The 18,047-nt window shown below is 61.1% G+C and carries 17 protein-coding genes; 4 read left to right on the top strand and 13 right to left on the bottom strand.

The features are described from left to right. Positions 1-83 precede the first annotated feature (83 nt). A complete protein-coding gene (locus ASD70_RS12395; RefSeq protein ID WP_046072497.1) occupies positions 84-542 on the top strand; it encodes an HIT family protein in 459 nt (152 codons plus the stop codon). A 24-nt stretch (positions 543-566) separates the two neighbouring features. Here ASD70_RS12395 and ASD70_RS12390 read toward each other — a convergent pair whose 3' ends face one another. Beyond that, positions 567-1,535 carry a GlxA family transcriptional regulator gene (locus ASD70_RS12390; RefSeq protein ID WP_046068667.1) on the bottom strand — a complete coding sequence of 323 codons (969 nt, stop codon included), beginning with the start codon at positions 1,533-1,535 and terminating at the stop codon, positions 567-569. A 116-nt stretch (positions 1,536-1,651) separates the two neighbouring features. On the opposite strand from ASD70_RS12390, the gene ASD70_RS12385 reads away from it, so the two are divergent. Continuing rightward, positions 1,652-2,662 (top strand): SLAC1 anion channel family protein, encoded by a 1,011-nt coding sequence (locus tag ASD70_RS12385; protein WP_056846576.1) that lies wholly within the window; start codon positions 1,652-1,654, stop codon positions 2,660-2,662. Positions 2,663-2,705: 43 nt separating this feature from the next. On the opposite strand, the gene ASD70_RS12380 is transcribed toward ASD70_RS12385, so the two are convergent. The 7 genes from ASD70_RS12380 to ASD70_RS12350 all read right to left on the bottom strand — a co-directional run bounded on the left by ASD70_RS12380 (position 2,706) and on the right by ASD70_RS12350 (position 9,898). Further along, positions 2,706-3,056, bottom strand: a complete 351-nt coding sequence (locus tag ASD70_RS12380) for a Na+/H+ antiporter subunit G (RefSeq protein WP_056846575.1) — start codon at positions 3,054-3,056, stop codon at positions 2,706-2,708. Then, positions 3,053-3,331 (bottom strand): K+/H+ antiporter subunit F, encoded by a 279-nt coding sequence (locus ASD70_RS12375; protein ID WP_056846574.1) that lies wholly within the window; start codon positions 3,329-3,331, stop codon positions 3,053-3,055. The genes ASD70_RS12380 and ASD70_RS12375 overlap by 4 nt, the downstream gene beginning before the upstream one ends. Further along, positions 3,328-3,816 carry a Na+/H+ antiporter subunit E gene (locus ASD70_RS12370; protein WP_046068664.1) on the bottom strand — a complete coding sequence of 163 codons (489 nt, stop codon included), beginning with the start codon at positions 3,814-3,816 and terminating at the stop codon, positions 3,328-3,330. The genes ASD70_RS12375 and ASD70_RS12370 overlap by 4 nt, the downstream gene beginning before the upstream one ends. Next, positions 3,813-5,495 carry a monovalent cation/H+ antiporter subunit D gene (locus tag ASD70_RS12365; RefSeq protein WP_043046541.1) on the bottom strand — a complete coding sequence of 561 codons (1,683 nt, stop codon included), beginning with the start codon at positions 5,493-5,495 and terminating at the stop codon, positions 3,813-3,815. The genes ASD70_RS12370 and ASD70_RS12365 overlap by 4 nt, the downstream gene beginning before the upstream one ends. Then, on the bottom strand, positions 5,492-5,836 hold the full coding sequence (locus ASD70_RS12360; protein WP_003192163.1) for a Na+/H+ antiporter subunit C: 345 nt from the start codon (positions 5,834-5,836) through the stop codon (positions 5,492-5,494). Before ASD70_RS12360 ends, ASD70_RS12365 begins: the two co-directional genes overlap by 4 nt. After that, the gene (locus ASD70_RS12355) at positions 5,836-8,757 is read right to left on the bottom strand and encodes a monovalent cation/H+ antiporter subunit A (RefSeq protein WP_046068663.1); all 2,922 of its coding nucleotides are present in this window, start codon (positions 8,755-8,757) and stop codon (positions 5,836-5,838) included. The genes ASD70_RS12360 and ASD70_RS12355 overlap by 1 nt, the downstream gene beginning before the upstream one ends. 211 nt (positions 8,758-8,968) lie before the next feature. Further along, entirely contained in the window at positions 8,969-9,898 is a 930-nt protein-coding gene (locus ASD70_RS12350) for a DMT family transporter (protein ID WP_056846573.1), read from the bottom strand. 93 nt (positions 9,899-9,991) lie between these two features. Between ASD70_RS12350 and ASD70_RS12345 the strand changes: the two genes are divergently transcribed. Next, positions 9,992-10,555, top strand: coding sequence for a helix-turn-helix domain-containing protein (locus tag ASD70_RS12345; protein ID WP_056846572.1), 564 nt, complete (start codon positions 9,992-9,994; stop codon positions 10,553-10,555). Positions 10,556-10,802: 247 nt separating this feature from the next. On the opposite strand, the gene ASD70_RS12340 is transcribed toward ASD70_RS12345, so the two are convergent. Beyond that, positions 10,803-11,708 (bottom strand): hypothetical protein, encoded by a 906-nt coding sequence (locus ASD70_RS12340; protein ID WP_056846571.1) that lies wholly within the window; start codon positions 11,706-11,708, stop codon positions 10,803-10,805. A gap of 115 nt (positions 11,709-11,823) precedes the next feature. Between ASD70_RS12340 and ASD70_RS12335 the strand changes: the two genes are divergently transcribed. Continuing rightward, on the top strand, positions 11,824-13,251 hold the full coding sequence (locus ASD70_RS12335; RefSeq protein ID WP_056846570.1) for an FAD/NAD(P)-binding protein: 1,428 nt from the start codon (positions 11,824-11,826) through the stop codon (positions 13,249-13,251). On the opposite strand, the gene ASD70_RS12330 is transcribed toward ASD70_RS12335, so the two are convergent. Genes ASD70_RS12330 through ASD70_RS12315 form a run of 4 tightly spaced genes read right to left on the bottom strand, consistent with a single transcriptional unit; the run spans position 13,243 to position 17,860 of the window. Then, complete coding sequence (locus tag ASD70_RS12330) at positions 13,243-14,496, bottom strand: efflux RND transporter periplasmic adaptor subunit (RefSeq protein WP_056846569.1); 1,254 nt, start codon at positions 14,494-14,496, stop codon at positions 13,243-13,245. The two genes, ASD70_RS12335 and ASD70_RS12330, sit on opposite strands and share 9 nt — an antisense overlap. Continuing rightward, positions 14,486-15,964 carry a TolC family protein gene (locus tag ASD70_RS12325; RefSeq protein ID WP_046068657.1) on the bottom strand — a complete coding sequence of 493 codons (1,479 nt, stop codon included), beginning with the start codon at positions 15,962-15,964 and terminating at the stop codon, positions 14,486-14,488. The genes ASD70_RS12330 and ASD70_RS12325 overlap by 11 nt, the downstream gene beginning before the upstream one ends. Next, complete coding sequence (locus ASD70_RS12320; protein ID WP_056846568.1) at positions 15,957-17,156, bottom strand: ABC transporter permease; 1,200 nt, start codon at positions 17,154-17,156, stop codon at positions 15,957-15,959. Before ASD70_RS12320 ends, ASD70_RS12325 begins: the two co-directional genes overlap by 8 nt. Continuing rightward, positions 17,153-17,860 carry an ABC transporter ATP-binding protein gene (locus ASD70_RS12315; RefSeq protein ID WP_056846567.1) on the bottom strand — a complete coding sequence of 236 codons (708 nt, stop codon included), beginning with the start codon at positions 17,858-17,860 and terminating at the stop codon, positions 17,153-17,155. The genes ASD70_RS12320 and ASD70_RS12315 overlap by 4 nt, the downstream gene beginning before the upstream one ends. Between the last annotated feature and the right edge of the window lie 187 nt (positions 17,861-18,047).

Below are 18,047 nucleotides of genomic sequence, written 5' to 3'. Positions count from 1 at the left end.
GCCCGTAGGGTTTGACGCTCATTCCATCCTAGCTTTAGATGGTTGCCACGACCAAACCCAAGACGAAACTGGCGGTGATTCAAATGGATTGTATTTTCTGCAGCATCGTTCAAAAGACTTCCCCGGCGCACATCCTGTGGGAAGACGACCACCATATGGCGTTCCTTTCGATCTTCCCCAACACGCCGGGTTTCAGTGTGGTGATCCCCAAGCAGCACTACGGCAGTTATGCGTTCGCGCAGTCGGATTCGGTGCTGGCTGATCTGGCTGTGGCGGCCAAAAAGACTGCGTTGCAGATTGACCGGGCGTTTCCCGATGTGGCGCGCACGGGGATGATTCTGGAAGGGTATGGCGTGGATCATCTGCATGCGAAGCTGTTTCCCATGCACGGAACGGGGCAGGACAGTGCGTTCAAACCTCGCAGCTCGAAGGTGGATAAGTACTTTGAGACGTATGAGGGGTATATATCGTCTCACGATTCGGTACGGGCTGATGATCAGGGGCTGGCTGAACTCGCTGCGCATATCAGGTCATTTAGCTAACCTTTTGGAGGGCTCATGCAGCAGTCATCGGGCATTCTTTTGCGGGGCGTGGATCTTGCGGTACTCATTGGGGCTAATGCCTAGGCGACGCACGAACGCACGCCTGAAACCATCCACATTGGCGTACCCAACCTGATTGGCCAGACGCTTGAGGGATACATCGGCGCTGTCGAGCAGTTGGCGGGCTCCGTCGATGCGCGCCCGTTCAACGAATTCGGCTGGGGTCTGGCCGGCGTCAGCCTTGAATACCCTGGCGAAATTGCGTTCGCTCATGCCCATGTGTCGGGCCAGTAGTGGCACGCTGAGGTCGGTCGCCAAGTGTTCGATGATGTAATGCTGTATATCGCGAATCGCGTTGCGCTCGGCGCTCTGGGCTGCCAATTGGGCACTGAACTGCGATTGGCCGCCGGGGCGCTTGAGGTACATCACCATTTCCCTGGCCACGCTCAGTGCCAGGTCCCGACCGTGATCCTCTTCCACCAGGGCCAATGCCAGGTCCATCCCCGCCGTGATGCCCGCTGAGGTATACAGGTTGCCATCGCGGATGAAGATGCTATCGGCGTCCACCTGGATGTTCGGGTACTGGCGGGCCAGGGCCGCACTGGAGTTCCAGTGGGTGGTGGCCCTACGGCCTGCCAGCAGCCCGGCTGCAGCCAGTACGAAGGCACCGCTGCACACCGAGCCGACACGACGCGCCTTGCCCGCCTGCCGACGCACCCAGTGCAATACGCGAAGATTATCGGTGATATCGCCGATTGCCGGGCTGCCGGCGATGAGCAGGGTATCGATGTGGGCGTCGAAGGTTTCAATGCAGTCATCCGTTTCCACGCGCAAGCCACTGGTACCCTTGATAGGGCCGGGTCGGACCCCGATCACCGCTATTCGGTAGGTACGAGGTTTACCCAGTTGGCGTGCGGCTTCAGCGAATACATCGGTCGGTCCGACGAGGTCGAGCATTTGGATACGTGGGGGTGCAAGAAGAGCGATTTTCATCGAGTTGCCCGTCTAGGCTGTGAATTTGGCTGAAAACGTCGTTAGTTTATGATTGTTGCCATATTTCGATTGGCTGAAAATAGCGTCTACGTCATTTTCAGTCAATTGGGTACATCATGAGTCATAGCAATCTGTCGGTGGCCAAGCCTGCCGAGTCGAGCCAAGGTACACATTCGATCAAGAACCTCCCCATCAACTTGTTTGGCAGTGTCATGGGGCTTGCCGGCTTGAGCTTGGCGTGGCGGTTAGCCAGCCCTGGCCTGAGTGAGGCCAGTATCTTCGGCGAAATTCTTGCCGAGTTCATCGGCATGCTTTCGGCTCTGGTGTTTGTCTTATTAGCGGTGGGTTACACGAGCAAATGGATCAAACACCCTGAGGCGGTAAAAGCAGAGTTTTCTCATCCGGTAACCGGCAACTTTTTTGGTACCGTGACTATTGCGTTACTGCTGCTTTCGGCCATAGCGATGTCATACAGCACGCTGTTGGGCCAGGTGTTATGGGCGGTCGGTAGTGGGCTGACTGTGTTGCTGGCGGCGGTCGTGGTTTTTCGTTTGCTCAGCGGCGGCCGGGAGGCCCAGTTGGCCGTGCCTGCCTGGTTGATTCCAGGCGTTGCGGCATTGGATATTGCGGTGACTGGGGCCCATATGCCCATGGCCTGGGCTCACGAACTCAACCTCTTCGCCATCGCAATGGGCAGCACATTGGCAGTGGTGCTGTTCAATCGAATTTTCGCCCGGCTGATTCATGAACCGGCGATGGCCAAGGGCATGACGCCTTCACTTATGGTGATGGTGGCGCCTTTTGCCGTAGGATTTCTGGCTTATGTGAACGTTTTCGGTGCTGTTGACCGTTTTGCCAGCGTTCTTTTTTACTTTGGCCTGTTCCTGTTTGTAGTGTTGGCGTTCAAAGTGTTTCGAAACGCAGCGCCTTTCTCGCCAGTGTGGTGGTCGATCAGTTTTCCCATTGCGGCATTGAGCAATGCCGCGTTGAAGTACGCTGATGCGCAACAGAGCTTGTTTTTAAGCCTGGTAGCTTATGGGTTGTTGGTGTTCCTGACGCTTGCATTGGCTGTGATGCTCGTCAAAACGGTGAAAATGGCACTCGACGGGCGCTTGTTGGCAAGCTGACGGGCGCTCTGGCAAGCATTTCCAGGCGCACGCTGGCTCGCTCTTACCTGCTTTTTTCTGTGCGGCTACTGACTTCGGTGGGCACATCATTGCCCGCCATGCGCTTTCTAAACAGCGCAGTACGCGCCAGCAGCAGGGTAGTCACCGGCACGGTGATCGACAGCAAAATCGGGATCAACCAGCCATGCAATACCGGCCCGGACTTGAGCGTCGAAAAGTAGATGATCGACGCCAACGCCACACTCCATGCGCCCAATGTCGAGGCGAGCGCGGGTGGGTGCATGCGCTGGAAAAAGCTCTTCATCCGCAGCAAGCCGATTGCACCGATCAGTGCAAACACGCTGCTCACTATCAGCAGCACCGCCACGCTCACTTCAACCCATAACGGCATCATTCAATCACCTCCCCACGCAACAGGAATTTGGCCAGGGCAAACGAGCCGACGAAGCCGAACAGCGCAATTAACAACGCCGCTTCAAAGTAGGTATCACTGGCATAGCGAATGCCCAGCACCAGCATCATCAGCATCGCCAGGATGTACAGGTAGTCCAGCGCCAGTACCCGGTCCTGGGCCGAGGGGCCTCTGAACAGGCGGATCAGTGTCAGCACCATGGCCAGGGAAAACAGGAACAGGTTGGCGAGGATCGCATTGGAGAGCAGGGCGCTCATTCGAAGATCTCCATCAGGGGCCGTTCATAGGCGTGCTTGAAGTGCTGGATAAACTGCGCTTCGTCATCCAGGTCGAAAACGTGCAGCAGCAAGATGCTACGGTCCAGGGCCAGTTCCGACCAGACAGTGCCTGGCGTCACGCTGGTGATCATCGCCAGTACGGCCAGGCCATTGGCGTCGCGCAGGTCCAGGGGGATCTTGATAAAGCGCGAACGCGGCGCTCGTGTGCCGCAGGTCAGGACGCCCCAGGCCACATTCAGGTTGGAGAGGATCACGTCGCGGCCCACCAGGAAAAACAGGCGCACGATCACCCCGGGGCGGCGGATGCGGATCGGCAACGGCCGCAACGGCGCCATCAGCAACGGTGCAAGAAAGCCCAGCAGCGCGCCCAGCAGCAGGTTGCCGGGGCTGATCGACAGATTCAGCACCAGCCACAACACCCACAACGCCAATGACAGCCACGGAGCAGGGAACAAACGCTTCATGGCTGCACCTCCAGCGCGGCGGCCTGGGCTTCGGGGCTGGGTACCGGGCGTGTCGCCAGCACTGCCATCACGTAGCGCTCCGGGTTGTTCAGGCTGTCGGCGGCGGCCTGGGTGTAACGCATCAGTGGCTCGGCCTTGAAGGTCAGCAGGATGCTGAGGCCGAGCAAAAAGAAGATCGGCAGGCACTCGTTACGACGCAACAGCGGCGATGGGCGTTCTTCCGGGGTCCAGAAGCGCTGGATACCCAGGCGCGCAAAGGCGATCAGCGAGGCCAGCCCGGACAGGATCAGCAATGCCACCAGGCCCCAGGCCGCAGGGCGAATTGGTTCATCGATGGCATTGCCCAGGCCCAACGGATTGATCAGCGCACTCAACAAGCTGAGCTTGCCGATAAACCCGGACAGCGGCGGCATGCCGATGATCAACAAGGCGCAGGCGATAAAGCTCAGGCCCAGGAAGGCCATGGTCCAGGGGATTACCTGGCCGACCACGGCTTTCTGCTCATCATCCAGGTTCACCCCAGGACGCGGATGCAGTGACTCCATGGCCTTGGGCAACGCATCGATTTCTTCATCCAGCGGCAGGTCGTTGGCCGAACGCGAACGCTCGATCAACTCCGCCAGCAGGAACAACGCACTCAACGCCAGGGTAGAGCTGACCAGATAGAACAACGCCCCCGCCGTCAGGCTCGGCTGGGCAAACCCCACTGCCGACAGCAGGATCCCGGCCGAGACCAGGATGCTCAGGCTGGCCATGCGCTCCAGGCGCTGCGCCGCCACCATCGCCAGTGCCGCGCAAATGATGGTCGCCATGCCGCCATACACCAGCCAATCGCCGCCAAACAGTGCCGAAGCCCCGGCCTGGCCGGAAAACAGCAGGGTCCATAGGCGCAGCACGGTGTACACGCCGACCTTGGTCATGATCGCAAACATCGCCGCCACCGGCGCGCTGGCCGACGAGTAGGCGGGCGCCAGCCAGAAGTTCAGCGGCCACATGCCGGCCTTGGCCAGGAACGCCGTGGCGAGGATCGCCGCGCCGGCATGCAGCAGGCCACGATCAGCCTCCGGCACCAACGGGATTTTCAACGCCAGGTCGGCAAAATTCAGCGTGCCGGTGACGCCGTAGATCATTGCCGCGCCGATCAGGAACAGCGACGACGCCAGCAGGTTGATCGCAATGTAATGCAGGCCTGACGACACCCGAGCACGACCGGAACCATGCAACATCAAGCCGTAGGATGCCGCCAGCAGCACCTCGAAGAACACGAACAAGTTGAACAGGTCGGCGGTGAGGAACGCGCCATACAAACCCATCAACTGGATCTGGAACAGCGCGTGGAAACTGGTGCCCGCCCGGTCCCAGCGGGCCATGGCGAACAGCAGCGCGCTCACGCCGATGATCCCTGTCAGCACCAGCATCATTGCCGACAGTTGGTCCACCACCAACACGATGCCGAACGGCACCTGCCAGTTGCCCGGCAGGTACACGCCAATCGAGCCGGGGCCGCCTTGTTGCGTCCAGTACAGCAGCAGGATCGCGATGCCCAGGCCGATCACACTGGAGAACAGATTGATCTGGGCTTTCAGCGGGCGACGCTTTTCGCCGAGCATCAGCATCAACCCGGCCGTGAGCAGTGGCAGCAGGATCGGCGCGACAATCAGTTGGTTCATCCACGTCATTCCTTGGGCTCCCGGCCGTCCACATGGTCAGTGCCGGTCAGGCCCCGGGATGCCAGCAGCACCACCAGGAACAACGCGGTCATGGCGAAGCTGATCACGATGGCTGTAAGTACCAGGGCCTGGGGCAGCGGGTCGGTGTAGTTGAGCAGGTCTTGCGGCACGCCGTCCTTGATGATCGGCTCCTTGCCGATAAACAGGCTGCCCATGCTGAAAATGAACAGGTTGACGCCGTAGGACAACAGGCACAAACCCATCACCACCTGGAACGTCCGTGGCCGCAGGATCAACCAGACGCCGGAGGCCGCCAGGACCCCAATGGCTATTGCGATGACTTCTTCCATCAGGCGGCTCCTTCGGTTGTGGCAACTACTTTGGCCTGGTTGCTCGGTTTGTGTGCCCGCACCGATTGATGGCCGAGGGCAGTGAGCATCAGCAGCGTGGAACCCACGACCATCGCGTACACGCCGACGTCAAAGAACAGCGCACTGGCGATATGAATGTCGCCCAGCAGTGGCAGGCTGAAATGCCAGGTATGGGTGGTGAGGAACGGGTAGCCAACGAACAGCGCGCCCAGGCCAGTCAGGGTCGCCGACAGCAGGCCAAAGCCCATCCAGCGCATCGGCCGCAGGCTCATTTGCGCCTCGACCCATTGGGTGCCCGCCACCATGTATTGCAGGATAAACGCTACCGACATCACAAGACCGGCGACAAAACCGCCACCCGGTTGGTTGTGGCCGCGCATGAACAGGTAGAACGAGACCACCAGCGCAATCGGCAGCAGCAAGCGCACCAGCACTGCCGGCACCATCATGAAGCCCAGGGCGGTGTCGCTGGCCTGGCGTGGGTTGACCAGGTCGGTGGCCACGTCCGGTGCCAGTTGGCGCTGTTGTGGCGGCAACTCCATGCTTTCCTTGGACGGGCGGAAGCGTCGCAGCAGGGCATAGACGGTCAATGCCACGGCGCCAAGCACGGTGATCTCGCCCAGGGTGTCGAAACCGCGGAAGTCCACGAGCATCACGTTCACCACATTGCTGCCGCCGCCTTCGGGCAGGGCGCGGCTGAGGTAGAACGAGGAGATATCGTTGGGCGTCTGGCGGGTCAGCATCGCGTAGGACAACAGCGCCATGCCGCCACCGACCACGGTAGAGAGCAGGAAGTCGCGCACCCGGCGGATACGCGCCTTGCGCAGGGTGTTGGGCAGTGGCCACACCTCTTCGATCCGCCGCGGCAGCCAGCGCAGGCCGAGCAGAATCAGCACGGTGGTCACTACTTCCACCACCAGTTGGGTCAGGGCCAGGTCCGGCGCCGAGAACCATACGAAGGTGACGCAGGTCATCAGGCCGCACACGCTGACCATGGTCAGGGCCGCCAGCCGGTGGTACTTGGCTTGCCAAGCGGCGCCGAGGGCGCAGGCAATTGCCAGCAACCACAGGGTGACGAACACGATGGAGCCCGGGATCTTCGGCCGGTCGCCCCAACTGAGGCCACTGTTGAGCATGGGGATCATCGCGCCGACCACCGCCAGCAGCACCAACAGGAACAACTGGGTTTGCAGGCGCTTGGTGCTGATGCGTTTCTCGATCCGGCGCACGCCGCGCATCATCACCACCAGGCTGCGCTCGAAACCGCGCTTGCCGTTGAAGTAGCTGATCAGCGGCGGGTACTTGAAGCGCCCGCGCTTGAGTTGCTTGCGCAGCAGCAGATACAGCACCACGCCGCCGCACATGGCCACCAGGCTCATGATCATCGGCGCGTTCCAGCCGTGCCAGATCGCCAGGCTGTATTCGGGCAGCACGCCACCGACCACCGGCAGCGCCGCAGCGGCAAGGATCGAACCCACCACCTGGGCCGGGAAAATCCCTACCAGCAGGCAGGTGAATACCAGCAGTTCGACCGGCGCACGCATCCAGCGCGGGGGTTCATGGGGCGTGTGCGGCAAATCGGTGGCGGGCGGGCCGAAGAATACATCCACGGTGAAGCGCAGGGCGTAAGCCACGCTGAACGTACCAGCGATGGTCGCGATCAGCGGCAGGGCGATTTCCACCCATTGGGTCGAGGAGATAAACACGGTCTCGGCGAAGAACATCTCTTTGGACAGGAAGCCGTTGAGCAGCGGCACCCCGGCCATGGACGCGCTGGCGACCATGGCCAGGGTCGCGGTAAACGGGATCAGACGCACCAGGCCACTGAGCTTGCGGATATCCCGCGTGCCGCTTTCGTGATCGATGATGCCCGCCGCCATGAACAGCGACGCCTTGAAGGTGGCGTGGTTGAGGATATGGAACACCGCGGCGACGGCGGCCAGCGGGCTGTTAAGGCCCAGTAGCAGGGTGATCAGCCCGAGGTGGCTGATAGTGGAATAGGCCAGTAGGCCCTTGAGATCGTTTTGAAACATGGCGCAGTACGCGCCGAGGAGGAGGGTGAGGGCGCCGGCACCGCCGACGATCCAGAACCATTCTTCGCTGCCGGACAGCGACGGCCACAGGCGGGCCAGCAGGAACACGCCGGCCTTCACCATCGTCGCCGAGTGCAGATAGGCCGAAACCGGCGTCGGCGCCGCCATGGCATGGGGCAGCCAGAAGTGGAAGGGGAACTGCGCGCTTTTGCTCAAGGCGCCAATCAGCACCAGGGCGAGCATGACCGGGTACAGCGAATGCGCGCGTATCTGATCGCCCGCTGCCAGCACCTGGTCCAGGTCATAGCTGCCGACAATATGCCCCAGCAGCATCACCCCGGCCAGCAGGCACAAGCCGCCGGCACCGGTGACCATCAGCGCCATATACGCACCACGCCGCGCATCGGCGCGGTGGTGCCAATAGCCGATCAGCAGGAACGAGAACAGGCTGGTCAGTTCCCAGAAGAACACGATCTGGATCAGGTTGCCGGAGATCACCAGGCCGAGCATGGCGCCCATGAACGCCAGGAAAAACGCAAAGAAGCGCGGCACCGGATCATCCGGCGACATGTAGTAACGCGCATACAGCGACACCAGCGTGCCGATGCCGAGCACCAGCATCGAGAACAGCCAGGCAAACCCATCCATGCGCAGCACGAAGTTCAGCCCCAGGCTGGGCAACCACATGAATTCTTCGCGGATCACACCACCGTGGGCGATCTGGGGGTAGAGCAGGGCGACTTGAATAGTGCCGACCAGCGCCACAAGGCCAGCCAACAGGGATTCGGTGTTACGTGCATTGTGCGGCAGCAAGGCCGCCAGACAGCTGCCGATAAAAGGCAGAAGCAGTAGAACTATCAGGGACATAGGCTTCTAATCTGCGGGAGTTTGGGATGCATCATACGTGCCGCTTTCGCGATCACCAAACGGCAAGATGTGGCAGGATCCTACAAGATAGGCCGAAGGCTCTCATTTGGCATTGTTTCAGGTGGCCGCTTTGCAACCAACAACACCGCTCAATGTGGCAGCCGGGCTTGCCCGCGATGGCTATCCGTTGGACGCCGCTGGAGTTCGGACCTCAACCCTGGCGTTCCTGTTCCATCTCATCGGCCAATTCAACGGCCTTCTGCCCCCGCGTCTTCAACTCACTCACAATCACCGCCACCACAATCAACACTGCCCCCAGCATCGCAATCGGCGGGAACCGCTCCCCGGCTATGCGCCCGACCACCCCGGCCCACACCGGCTCGCCGGCATAAATCAAGGTGGCCCGGGTGGGTGACACGCTCTGCTGCGCCCAGTTCATCGCCACCTGGATCACCGCACTGGTCAGGCCCAGGCCCACCGCGCTGAACAGCAGCAACCACGAAAAGCCCGGCAACGCCTCGCCCATCGGCACCACCAGCATGAACGACAATACCGACGCCGTCGCCAGCTGCACCACCGTCACACGGCGCACGTCCACCTGCCCGGCAAATGCGCTGATCAGAATGATCTCGGCCGCAATCGCCACCGCGCCGATCAAGGTGGCGATTTCCCCGGCGCTGAAATCCAGCGAAGCGCCCGCAGGGCCTGTCAGCAGCATCAACCCGGCAAACGCCAGCATGATGCCGATGCTTGGCATCAAGCCTGGTCGCCTGCCCAGTACCAGCCACTGCAGTAACGGCACGAAGGGCACATACAGCGCAGTGATAAACGCCGACTGGCTGCTCAGGATCGTCTGCAAGCCAATGGTCTGCAAACCGTAGCCAAACATGATCGCCACGCCGATAAACACCCCGGCTTTCAATTCGAACAGCGTGAGATCGCGCAAAGTGCGCAAGGAAAAGCAGCCCACCACGATGGCAGCCGCAGCAAAGCGCAGGCCGACGAAAAACATCGGCCCGCTGACGGTCATGGCGTGCTGCACCAGCAAAAAGGTGCCGCCCCAAAACATGGTGATCACCACCAGGATGCATTCGGCCTTGCTGAAACGGTTGAAACGCGAAGGGGAGTTCGGGGCGGTCATGGCGGCTCGGTCTTGCAAGGGAAAAGCACGGACCGCACAATGCGCCGCACTGCTGGGCAGTATACTGCGCACACCCACCGATTGAGCAATATAGTGCACAAAGAAAATCCACAACGGGCCTCGGTCCTGCAACACGTCAGCCAGAACGTCCGTCGCCTGCGTCACGCCGCCGACCTGAGCCAGACTGCGCTCTCGGAAAAGTCCGGGGTCAGCCGGCGCATGCTGGTAGCGATTGAAGCGGGGGAGAAGAACGTCAGCCTGTCCACCCTCGACCGTGTGGCCGAAGCGCTGGAGGTGGCATTCAGCGACTTGATCCAGGCTCCGGATGCGCCTGACCATAGTCGTATCAATGAGCTGGCCTGGGCCGGCGATATACCCGGCAGCAAGGCGGTGTTGCTGGCCAAGGCCAACGCCCGCCGCGAAGTGGAATTATGGGAGATGCGCCTTGAGCCGGGGGATCGCTACAGCCCCGAGCCGGACCCGGAGGGTTGGAGTGTGCAATTGTTCGTGTATGAAGGTGCATTGACCCTGATTCTCGACGACCAAGAAAAAATCGTCGCGGCTGGTGAGTTCTATATGTTCGCCAGCCGCCAATCCCACGGCTATCGCAATGAGGGTGATGTGGCGGTGCGATTTGTTCGAAATGTCGTGATCTAACCGGGCCATCAAATGGTTTATATCTGTTAGTTTTCACCGCAGGGCAAACCTGAAAGCGCATGTTACTCCATTCGCCAGCCAGTAAGTCTTGAATTGCTTACGAGGTGCAATCCCCTGTCGCAAAGTATGAAGTCAGACCCTGAATCGCTTTCTGAACAGTTAAAACCGTAGGCGCTCACCAGCGCCGACGGTTTGTGCGTCACGAGTCTAACTACTTAAACTTACGGGGCTGGAAACAACAGTGGGTCTATTTTTCGATGTTGAGTTTCCCATTTTTGACTTCTATCCGTAGTTTAGTGCCATCTGTAAGTGTTGCTGTACCGGTAAAGTGGTAGACCCCTGACAGCGGGCCCTCTAATGTTTCAAAGTTAGGCATTGAGGTCAGCGTAATCGTACCGCTTTCGCTTGGCCAGGCGACGTTTCGATTGAGGTCGAATACAAATGCACGCACCTGTCTGTTATCCGGACTGAAGTTATAAGTGCCCGGTAAAAGTGCCTCTGCAAAGTTGAAGACTACTCGGTAGTCAAACGGATTCGGATCAGGCGCTGGGACAAACTCTTGTGACCATACGCTGATATGGGCTGGAAAACTACCTGACGCAGGCTGGGTAGTGAGCGCAGTCTCCATCGACCGATAGTTGCGGTTGATGGCATCACTGATATCGCAGGTCACTGAACCTGTTGCGTTGGTCATGCGGCGTTTCGTTGTGCCTTTAACTTTCATATCACCCTTTGTAAGGGTGACGACTCGTGTACCATGTTCCGCTTTAAAGTTGAAAATGAGGTGTACTGTCTCCTCGGCGCGGTCCAAAGTAACCTTCACACTTCCGCTAGAGGCAGTATAAGGTTGGAAGGTATGAGAAGTCCTTTTCACCCATGAAGCATTGGCTTTTCCTTGCGCGCCCCATTCTTTGACGATCTCATAAGTTTTTTCTATGACATGGCCCTCGTTGGGTAAAATCAGCTCGATTTGTTGGTGATATTCAAACGGCACGGGCTCGGTGAGGGCTGATATGAACCATCGGTTGCGATCTTCATCCAGGTAGAAGTGAATCGGAGGGCCTTCAAAGCGTTTCAAGTCGGCATCGCCCTCCACGACGGCGGTGCAGGTTCCCGAAATAAGTTTGGCTTTGGAGTGATTGGGCTTATTCATTTGATGTTTCCTTTGGAAGGAGGGGCACGATGAATAGGCTATGGGTTGAATTGGGCTGCGTATACTGTCAAAAGTAACAGGTATAACTCATGGGGTTTTGATAGCGGGAGTCACTATGGCCTGGGTGCAACAAAGTGAGATGCAAGTCCACAACGCCGATGTGCTGATCATCGGCGGCGGCCTGAGCGGCACGATGCTCGCCGTACAACTGCTGCGCCTGCCGGGCACGCGGCGCATCCTGGTGATCGAACCGCGTGCTGAGCTGGGGCGCGGCGAGGCCTATAGCGCGGTCGAGCTGGGCCACACCTTGAACGGCAATGCGGCGCGCATGAGCGTCGACCCGGACAATGCCGACGACCTGATCCAATGGCTCACCGACTACATCGCTGGCGGTGGTTGGCCGGAGTCGGACCAGCAGCATGTGCCCATCAGCGAACTGTTCCCGCCGCGGGGGATTTTCGGGCTGTATGCGCAACAGCGCCTGGCCGAGGCCAAGGCGCTATCCACTTCGACAGTCGAGCATATCCGTGCCGAAGGGGTCGACCTGCAAGTCGAGGCAACGTCGACGCGGGTCACCCTCGATACTGGCGAGCAACTGCATGGGGCTTTTGCGGTATTGGCCACCGGCATGTTCCCGGCTGCGCGCACGCCACAGACCGAGTCCACGGGGCTGAACGCTGCCGCATTGGACCCATGGGACGTGCAAGCGATGACCCAACTCGGCCCACAATCAACGGTGCTGATCATCGGCTCCGGGTTGACCATGGTCGACGCCGTGGTGTCCCTGGAACAGGCCGGGCATCGCGGGCCCATCGAGATTTTTTCGCGCCACGGTCTGTTGCCCCATGTGCGCCGGCAACCGCCGAGTTGGGACGACTTCCTGGCCGCCGACCACCGCCTGCGTAGCCCGCGGCAATTGCTGCGGGAGGTGCGCCGCCAATGCCGCATCGCACTCGACCAAGGCATCGATTGGCAGGCGCCGCTGGACACCGTACGTGTGCATATCGCACGTTTATGGAGCCAGGCCAGTGAGCGTGAGAAACGCCAGTTCGTGCGGCATGTGCGGCCATGGTGGGAAAGCCATCACCACCGCTCGCCACCGTTGAGTGCGCAGTTGGTGGCCCGTTTGCAGGAAGAAGGACGGTTGCGGATTCGCGCAGCGTCGTTCAAGGGTTTAGTGCCGTCGGATGAGGTCGTCGCCATTGCGGTGCGCCATCGTGGCGAGCAAGGGCTCACCCGGGTTTCGGGCGCGGCGCTGATCAACTCCAGCGGCATCGAATACGACTGGCGCCGCGTGGCCCGGCCGTTGCCACAACAACTGCTCCAGCGCGGGCTGGTCCAGCCCGGGCCATTGGCCTTGGGGATTGCGGCGGATGCGGCCGGCGCGGTGCTGGATGCCCAGGGCCAGGCCAGCCAGCGACTGTTTGCCATGGGCCCGCCGTTGCGGGGCATGTGGTGGGAGAGTACGGCGGTGACCGACGTGGCGCTCCAGGCCAAGGCACTGGCAACCAAGCTCACACATTTAGATCTGCGTTTAGTTTGAGGTTTTCACAAAACCTGGCTTCAGCCCAAACACCTCAACCCCCTGCGGCGTCGATTGCCCGGTGGTCACCTTCACCCGCTCCACCGGTTTATCCATCGCTGGTCGGTACTCCACCGTCATATCTGCCTGGATCGCCTGGCTGGGAATCACGATCGCCTGGTCATTGTTGTAGGTGACGATGGTCAGCCGCGCACTCATGCCCAGACGCACCCGTTGCAACTGCTGTGGTGTCAGCTTCGGGATCGACAGGGTCACCGGAAACTGCGCGCTGCCCTGGTTGTCGCTGGCGATGGCCAAGCCACTGACCACGCTGACCGAGCCGGTCAGCCGTTCGCCGTCGAAGCCATCGCCCATCACTTCCACCGCCTGGCCCTGGTGCAACTGGTTGATGTCCAGTTCGGAAACCTTGGCGACGATTTTCAGCCGTTCGATATTGGCCAGCCCGAACAGCACCTGACCCTGGCTGACCTTGCTCCCCGCCTGTACCGGCGCGTTGTTGCTGGCGCCTCCTTGGGCGGTGCTGGTGCTGCCGGGTGCGGGCACCACGATGCCGGAGAACGGCGCCTTGACCTCCTTGCCTTCAAGGAGTTTTTGCAGGGCTTGGTACTTGACCGTGGCATTAGTCAGCTCCATCTCGGCGATCTGTCGGTATTCGCCTCTGCCTTGGTCCTGGGCCTGTTGCAGTTCACTGCGCGCCGCTGCCAGGTCGAGTTGCTGCTGTTGGGTTTGCTGCTTGAGATCGTCCAGTTCGTTGCGCGGAATAATCCCGCGCTTGAACAGGTTTTCGCTCTCGGTGAGTTTGCGCTGGGTATTGCCGGCGGTCATTTCAGCGGTGCGCAAACTGCGGCGAGCGCGGCTGACCGCGGGGCTGCTGTCCCAGTCCTGCATTTCCTGTACCGCGCGCCGGGCCTTGAGTTGGGCGGAGAGGGCGTCGCGCAGTTGCACTTCAAGGGTGGCCGGGTCCATGCGCAACAGCACCTGGCCGGCTTCGACACGTTGGCCTTGCTCGACCAGATTGGCCAGCACATTGCCGTCGAACGGCGCCGTGAGGGTGACGGTGTTGTCGGGCTCGATCTTGCCCACCAGGCCGATCTGGTGCACCAGCGGGTCGGGTTTTACCGCCAGCCATTGCTCGGCGGTGCTGGCCTGCTCGACGCTGCTGCGGTGGTTGAGCCGGCTGACTGCCGCGCCTGCCAGCAGTACGATCAAGACGACGGCCAGCCAGCGTTTTTGATTAGTAGTCATTGAGGGCGATTTCCCAACTTTCCAGCGTCATGCCCAGGGTCAGATCGAGCTGGGTCTGGGCGTTCAGATAAGCGATCAGCGCATTGAGCTGGGCGTTTTCGGCGTTGCGCAGATCGGTCTCGAAGCTCAGTACCTGGAAGTTGGTGGAGCGCCCGGCACTGAGTTTTTCCCGCTCGATCTCGATCTTGCGCCGCGACAACTCCACGGCGCGCTTGGAAATTTCATATTGGCGCCAGCGGGTACCGAGGTCACGCACCACGTTGTTGACGTTGCGCTCCAGCTCCTGGCGGGCGTCGGTAATGCGGATTTCCTGATCCTCCACATTCACCCGCGCGCGGACTTCGGCCTGGCGTGTGCTGATGTCGCCAATGGGGATCTGCACCTGCACGCCGGCGTAGCTGTCCCAGGTGCGGTTATTGGTGTGGCCGTTGTCGTTGTCGTAGGCGTCACGCACCTGGTTGGCGCCGGCCACCAGGTCCACCTGCCAGCGCCCGGAGTCCTTGGCGATGACCAGGTTGAGATCGGCCTGCTGGCTGCCCAGCAGGGCGGCGAGGTATTCCGGCTGCTGGTTCTGCGCCAGGTTGAAGGCTTGGCGCTTGTCGATTTCCATGGGGTTGGCCTCCAGGGCTTCGGTGGCGCGAATCGGCGTGGACAGGTCCAGGGCTAGCAGGCGCAGCAAGGCCAGGCGGTTGGTGTCCAGTTGGTTCTGGGCTTCTTCCACGCCCAATTGCTGGGTGGCGATATCGGCTTCGGTCTGCACGATCTCGAACTCGGCCATGCGCCCGGCGCTGATCAGCGCTTTGTTGACGTCCAGCAAGGTGTTGGAACGCTTGAGGGCTTCCTGGACGATCACCAGTTGCTCCTGGGCGCGAAGGAGTTCGCGGTAGGTGGCAATGATCTGGCTGATGGTCTGCGCCACGGTGGCCTTGAGGTTCAGGCGGTTGGCCTGCTCGGCCAGACGCGACAGGCGCAGCGGCGCGGTGGTGGCGTCCCAGCCGGCCCCGCGCATCAGCGGTTGGATGATCGCCAGGTCGAGGCCGTCACTGCGGTAGCGTCCGGCGCGGTTGGCGTTATTCAACTGCTGGGTCCAGGCCATGCTCAGGCGCGTGCCGTATTCGCCGAGCAGGCTGCTGGTCGGCGCCACACTGGCATTGCGGGCGTTGTCCTGGGAGCCCCGGCTGGTGCGGTAATTACTGTTGAGGGTGAGCTTGGGGTTGAACACGTCTTCGGCGACGCGCAAGTCGAACTTCTGCGCCACCCGTTGCAGATAGGCGCTGCGGATCGCCGGGTTGTTGCGCAGGCCCAGGTACACGGCGTCGCCCAGGGTCATGGTGGTGACCTGGGCATTGAGCGACACGCCGCGGTCATAGGCGCTGCGCGTGCTGCTGGGTGCCGATGGCTTGACGACCACCTCGGCGGCCACGCCGGGCAGGCTGATCAGCGCCAGCAACCACAACCATTTACTCATCGCGCAGGGCCTCCACCGGTTGCAACCGCGAGGCCGAGACCGCCGGATAGATGCCGAAGAACAAGCCGACCAGCAAGGTACTGCCCACCCCCAGGGGCAGGGCGGCCACCGCCAGGGCGAATGCCCAGCCCGACAGCCAGGCATACAGCCACGCAGCGGTCATGCCCAATACCGCACCGCAAAGCGCACCCACGGCGGTGAGGGTGATGGCTTCGAGCAGGAACAGGTTACGAATATCTCGCTGGCGCGCGCCCAGGGCCATGCGAATGCCGATCTCGCGGCGGCGCTCCGAGACGTTCATCAGCATCACGTTCATTACCCCGACGCCGCCGCCCACCAGGGAGATCGCGCCGAGGGCCAGCAGCAGATAGGCGAATGTGCGGCTTTGGCGCGTCATGCCGTCGATCATCTGCTGGGGCACGATGATGTCGACGTCATGCTCGGTGAGCTGGGGTTGCAACGCAGCGCTAGCGTCTCGGGCAATACGTTCCATGTCCTGCCCCGGCGTCGCACGGATGATCACATTGCTGATCTGCGGGCTGGCATAGATGCGGCGCATACCCTCGGCGGGAATAAACAGCGATTCGTTGGCTTGCACCGGCATCAGCATGGCCCGGGGCTGGTTGTGCAGAATGCCGACAGTCAGGAACAGATAGTCGTTGATGCGCACGCGATCGCCCAGCCTCAGTGGGTCACCCGGTGCTCCGAGGGCCTGGGCGAGTTGGTCACCGATCACGGCGTAGGTTTCGTTGGCGTCGAAGGCTGACAGGAAACGCCCCTCGCGCATGACCAGGCGCATGGCCGCGTAGATATCCGGGGTGCTGCCGACCAGGTTGGCATTGGTGGTGCGGCCATGGAACACGACGGGCCCGCTGAACAGGCTGAGGGCGCCGATATGCGCAATGCCCGGCACCGCCAGGCGCACGCTATCGAGGTCGAGCCGGGTGCGCATCGGCACATTGCTGCTGCCCTTGGGCGGGAACTGGGCGATCAGGGTATCGGTGCCCATGTCCTTGAAAATCATCGCCGCGTCCACCGCCGCGTTGTGGCCGATATTGATCAGCGCCACCACCGAGGAACTGCCGATGACGATGCCCAGCAACGCCAGGATCGAACGCTTGCCCAGGGTGCGCAGGCTGATGAACGCTTCATGCAGCAGGTGGCTCAGGCTCTGCTCGACCCGCAGGCTCATAGGCGATCGGCCTCGTGCACCACGCCATTGCGCACCAGGATCTTGCGCTCCAGGCGCTCGGCGATGTGCGCGTCATGGGTGACGATGATCAGCGTGACCTGTTGCTCACGGTTGAGGGTCAGCAGCAGGTCCATGATCTCCTGGGCGGTGGTACTGTCGAGGTTGCCGGTGGGTTCGTCGGCCAGGATCACCGAGGGCTGGCCCACTAGGGCGCGGGCTATGGCGACGCGCTGGCGCTGGCCCCCGGAGAGGTCGGCGGGGCGATGGTGGGCGCGCTCGGCCAAGCCTACTTGCTCGAGCATGCGCTGGGCTTGCTCCACCGATTCATGCCGCGACACACCGCGATAACTCAAGGGCAGGGCAACGTTGTCCAGGGCGCTGAGGCGCGGCAGCAGGTTGAAGCTCTGGAACACGAAACCGATCTGCCGGTTGCGGATCGCCGCCAGCTCATCGGGGGTGGCAGTGAAAATGTCGTGGCCGGCAAAGTGGTACTGGCCGCAATTCGGCAGGTCCAACAGGCCGAGGATATTGAGCAGGGTGCTTTTGCCGGAGCCGGAGGCACCCAGGATGCCGCAGCTGTCACCGCTTGCGATGGACAGGCACACGTCATTGAGAATGCTCAATTCCTGCCCGGCCAGCTGATAGCGCTTGCCGATGCCTTGCAGGGAGATCAAGCCTGGGTGCGAGGGAGTGTCTGTCATCATGACTACGCCTGCAGTCTCGACGGTGTCGGCATGCCCCGGAAAATCCTTGTAACAAGTTCGGGAACTGCCTGTACGCGTCACGGACTGGTTTTATTTCTTGTTTTTAAAATATTGTTTGAATAGTAACCGCGTTCCAGACGCTTCGCCAGCCATGGATGTAGAGCGGTTTTGCCCTGTGAATCGTTTT

Origin of the sequence: Pseudomonas sp. Root569 (genome assembly GCF_001427465.1) — a bacterium.
Lineage (GTDB): Bacteria > Pseudomonadota > Gammaproteobacteria > Pseudomonadales > Pseudomonadaceae > Aquipseudomonas > Aquipseudomonas synxantha.
The sequence above is the reverse complement of the archived record's forward strand: the minus strand, read 5'-3'. Positions and strand labels throughout refer to the sequence as shown.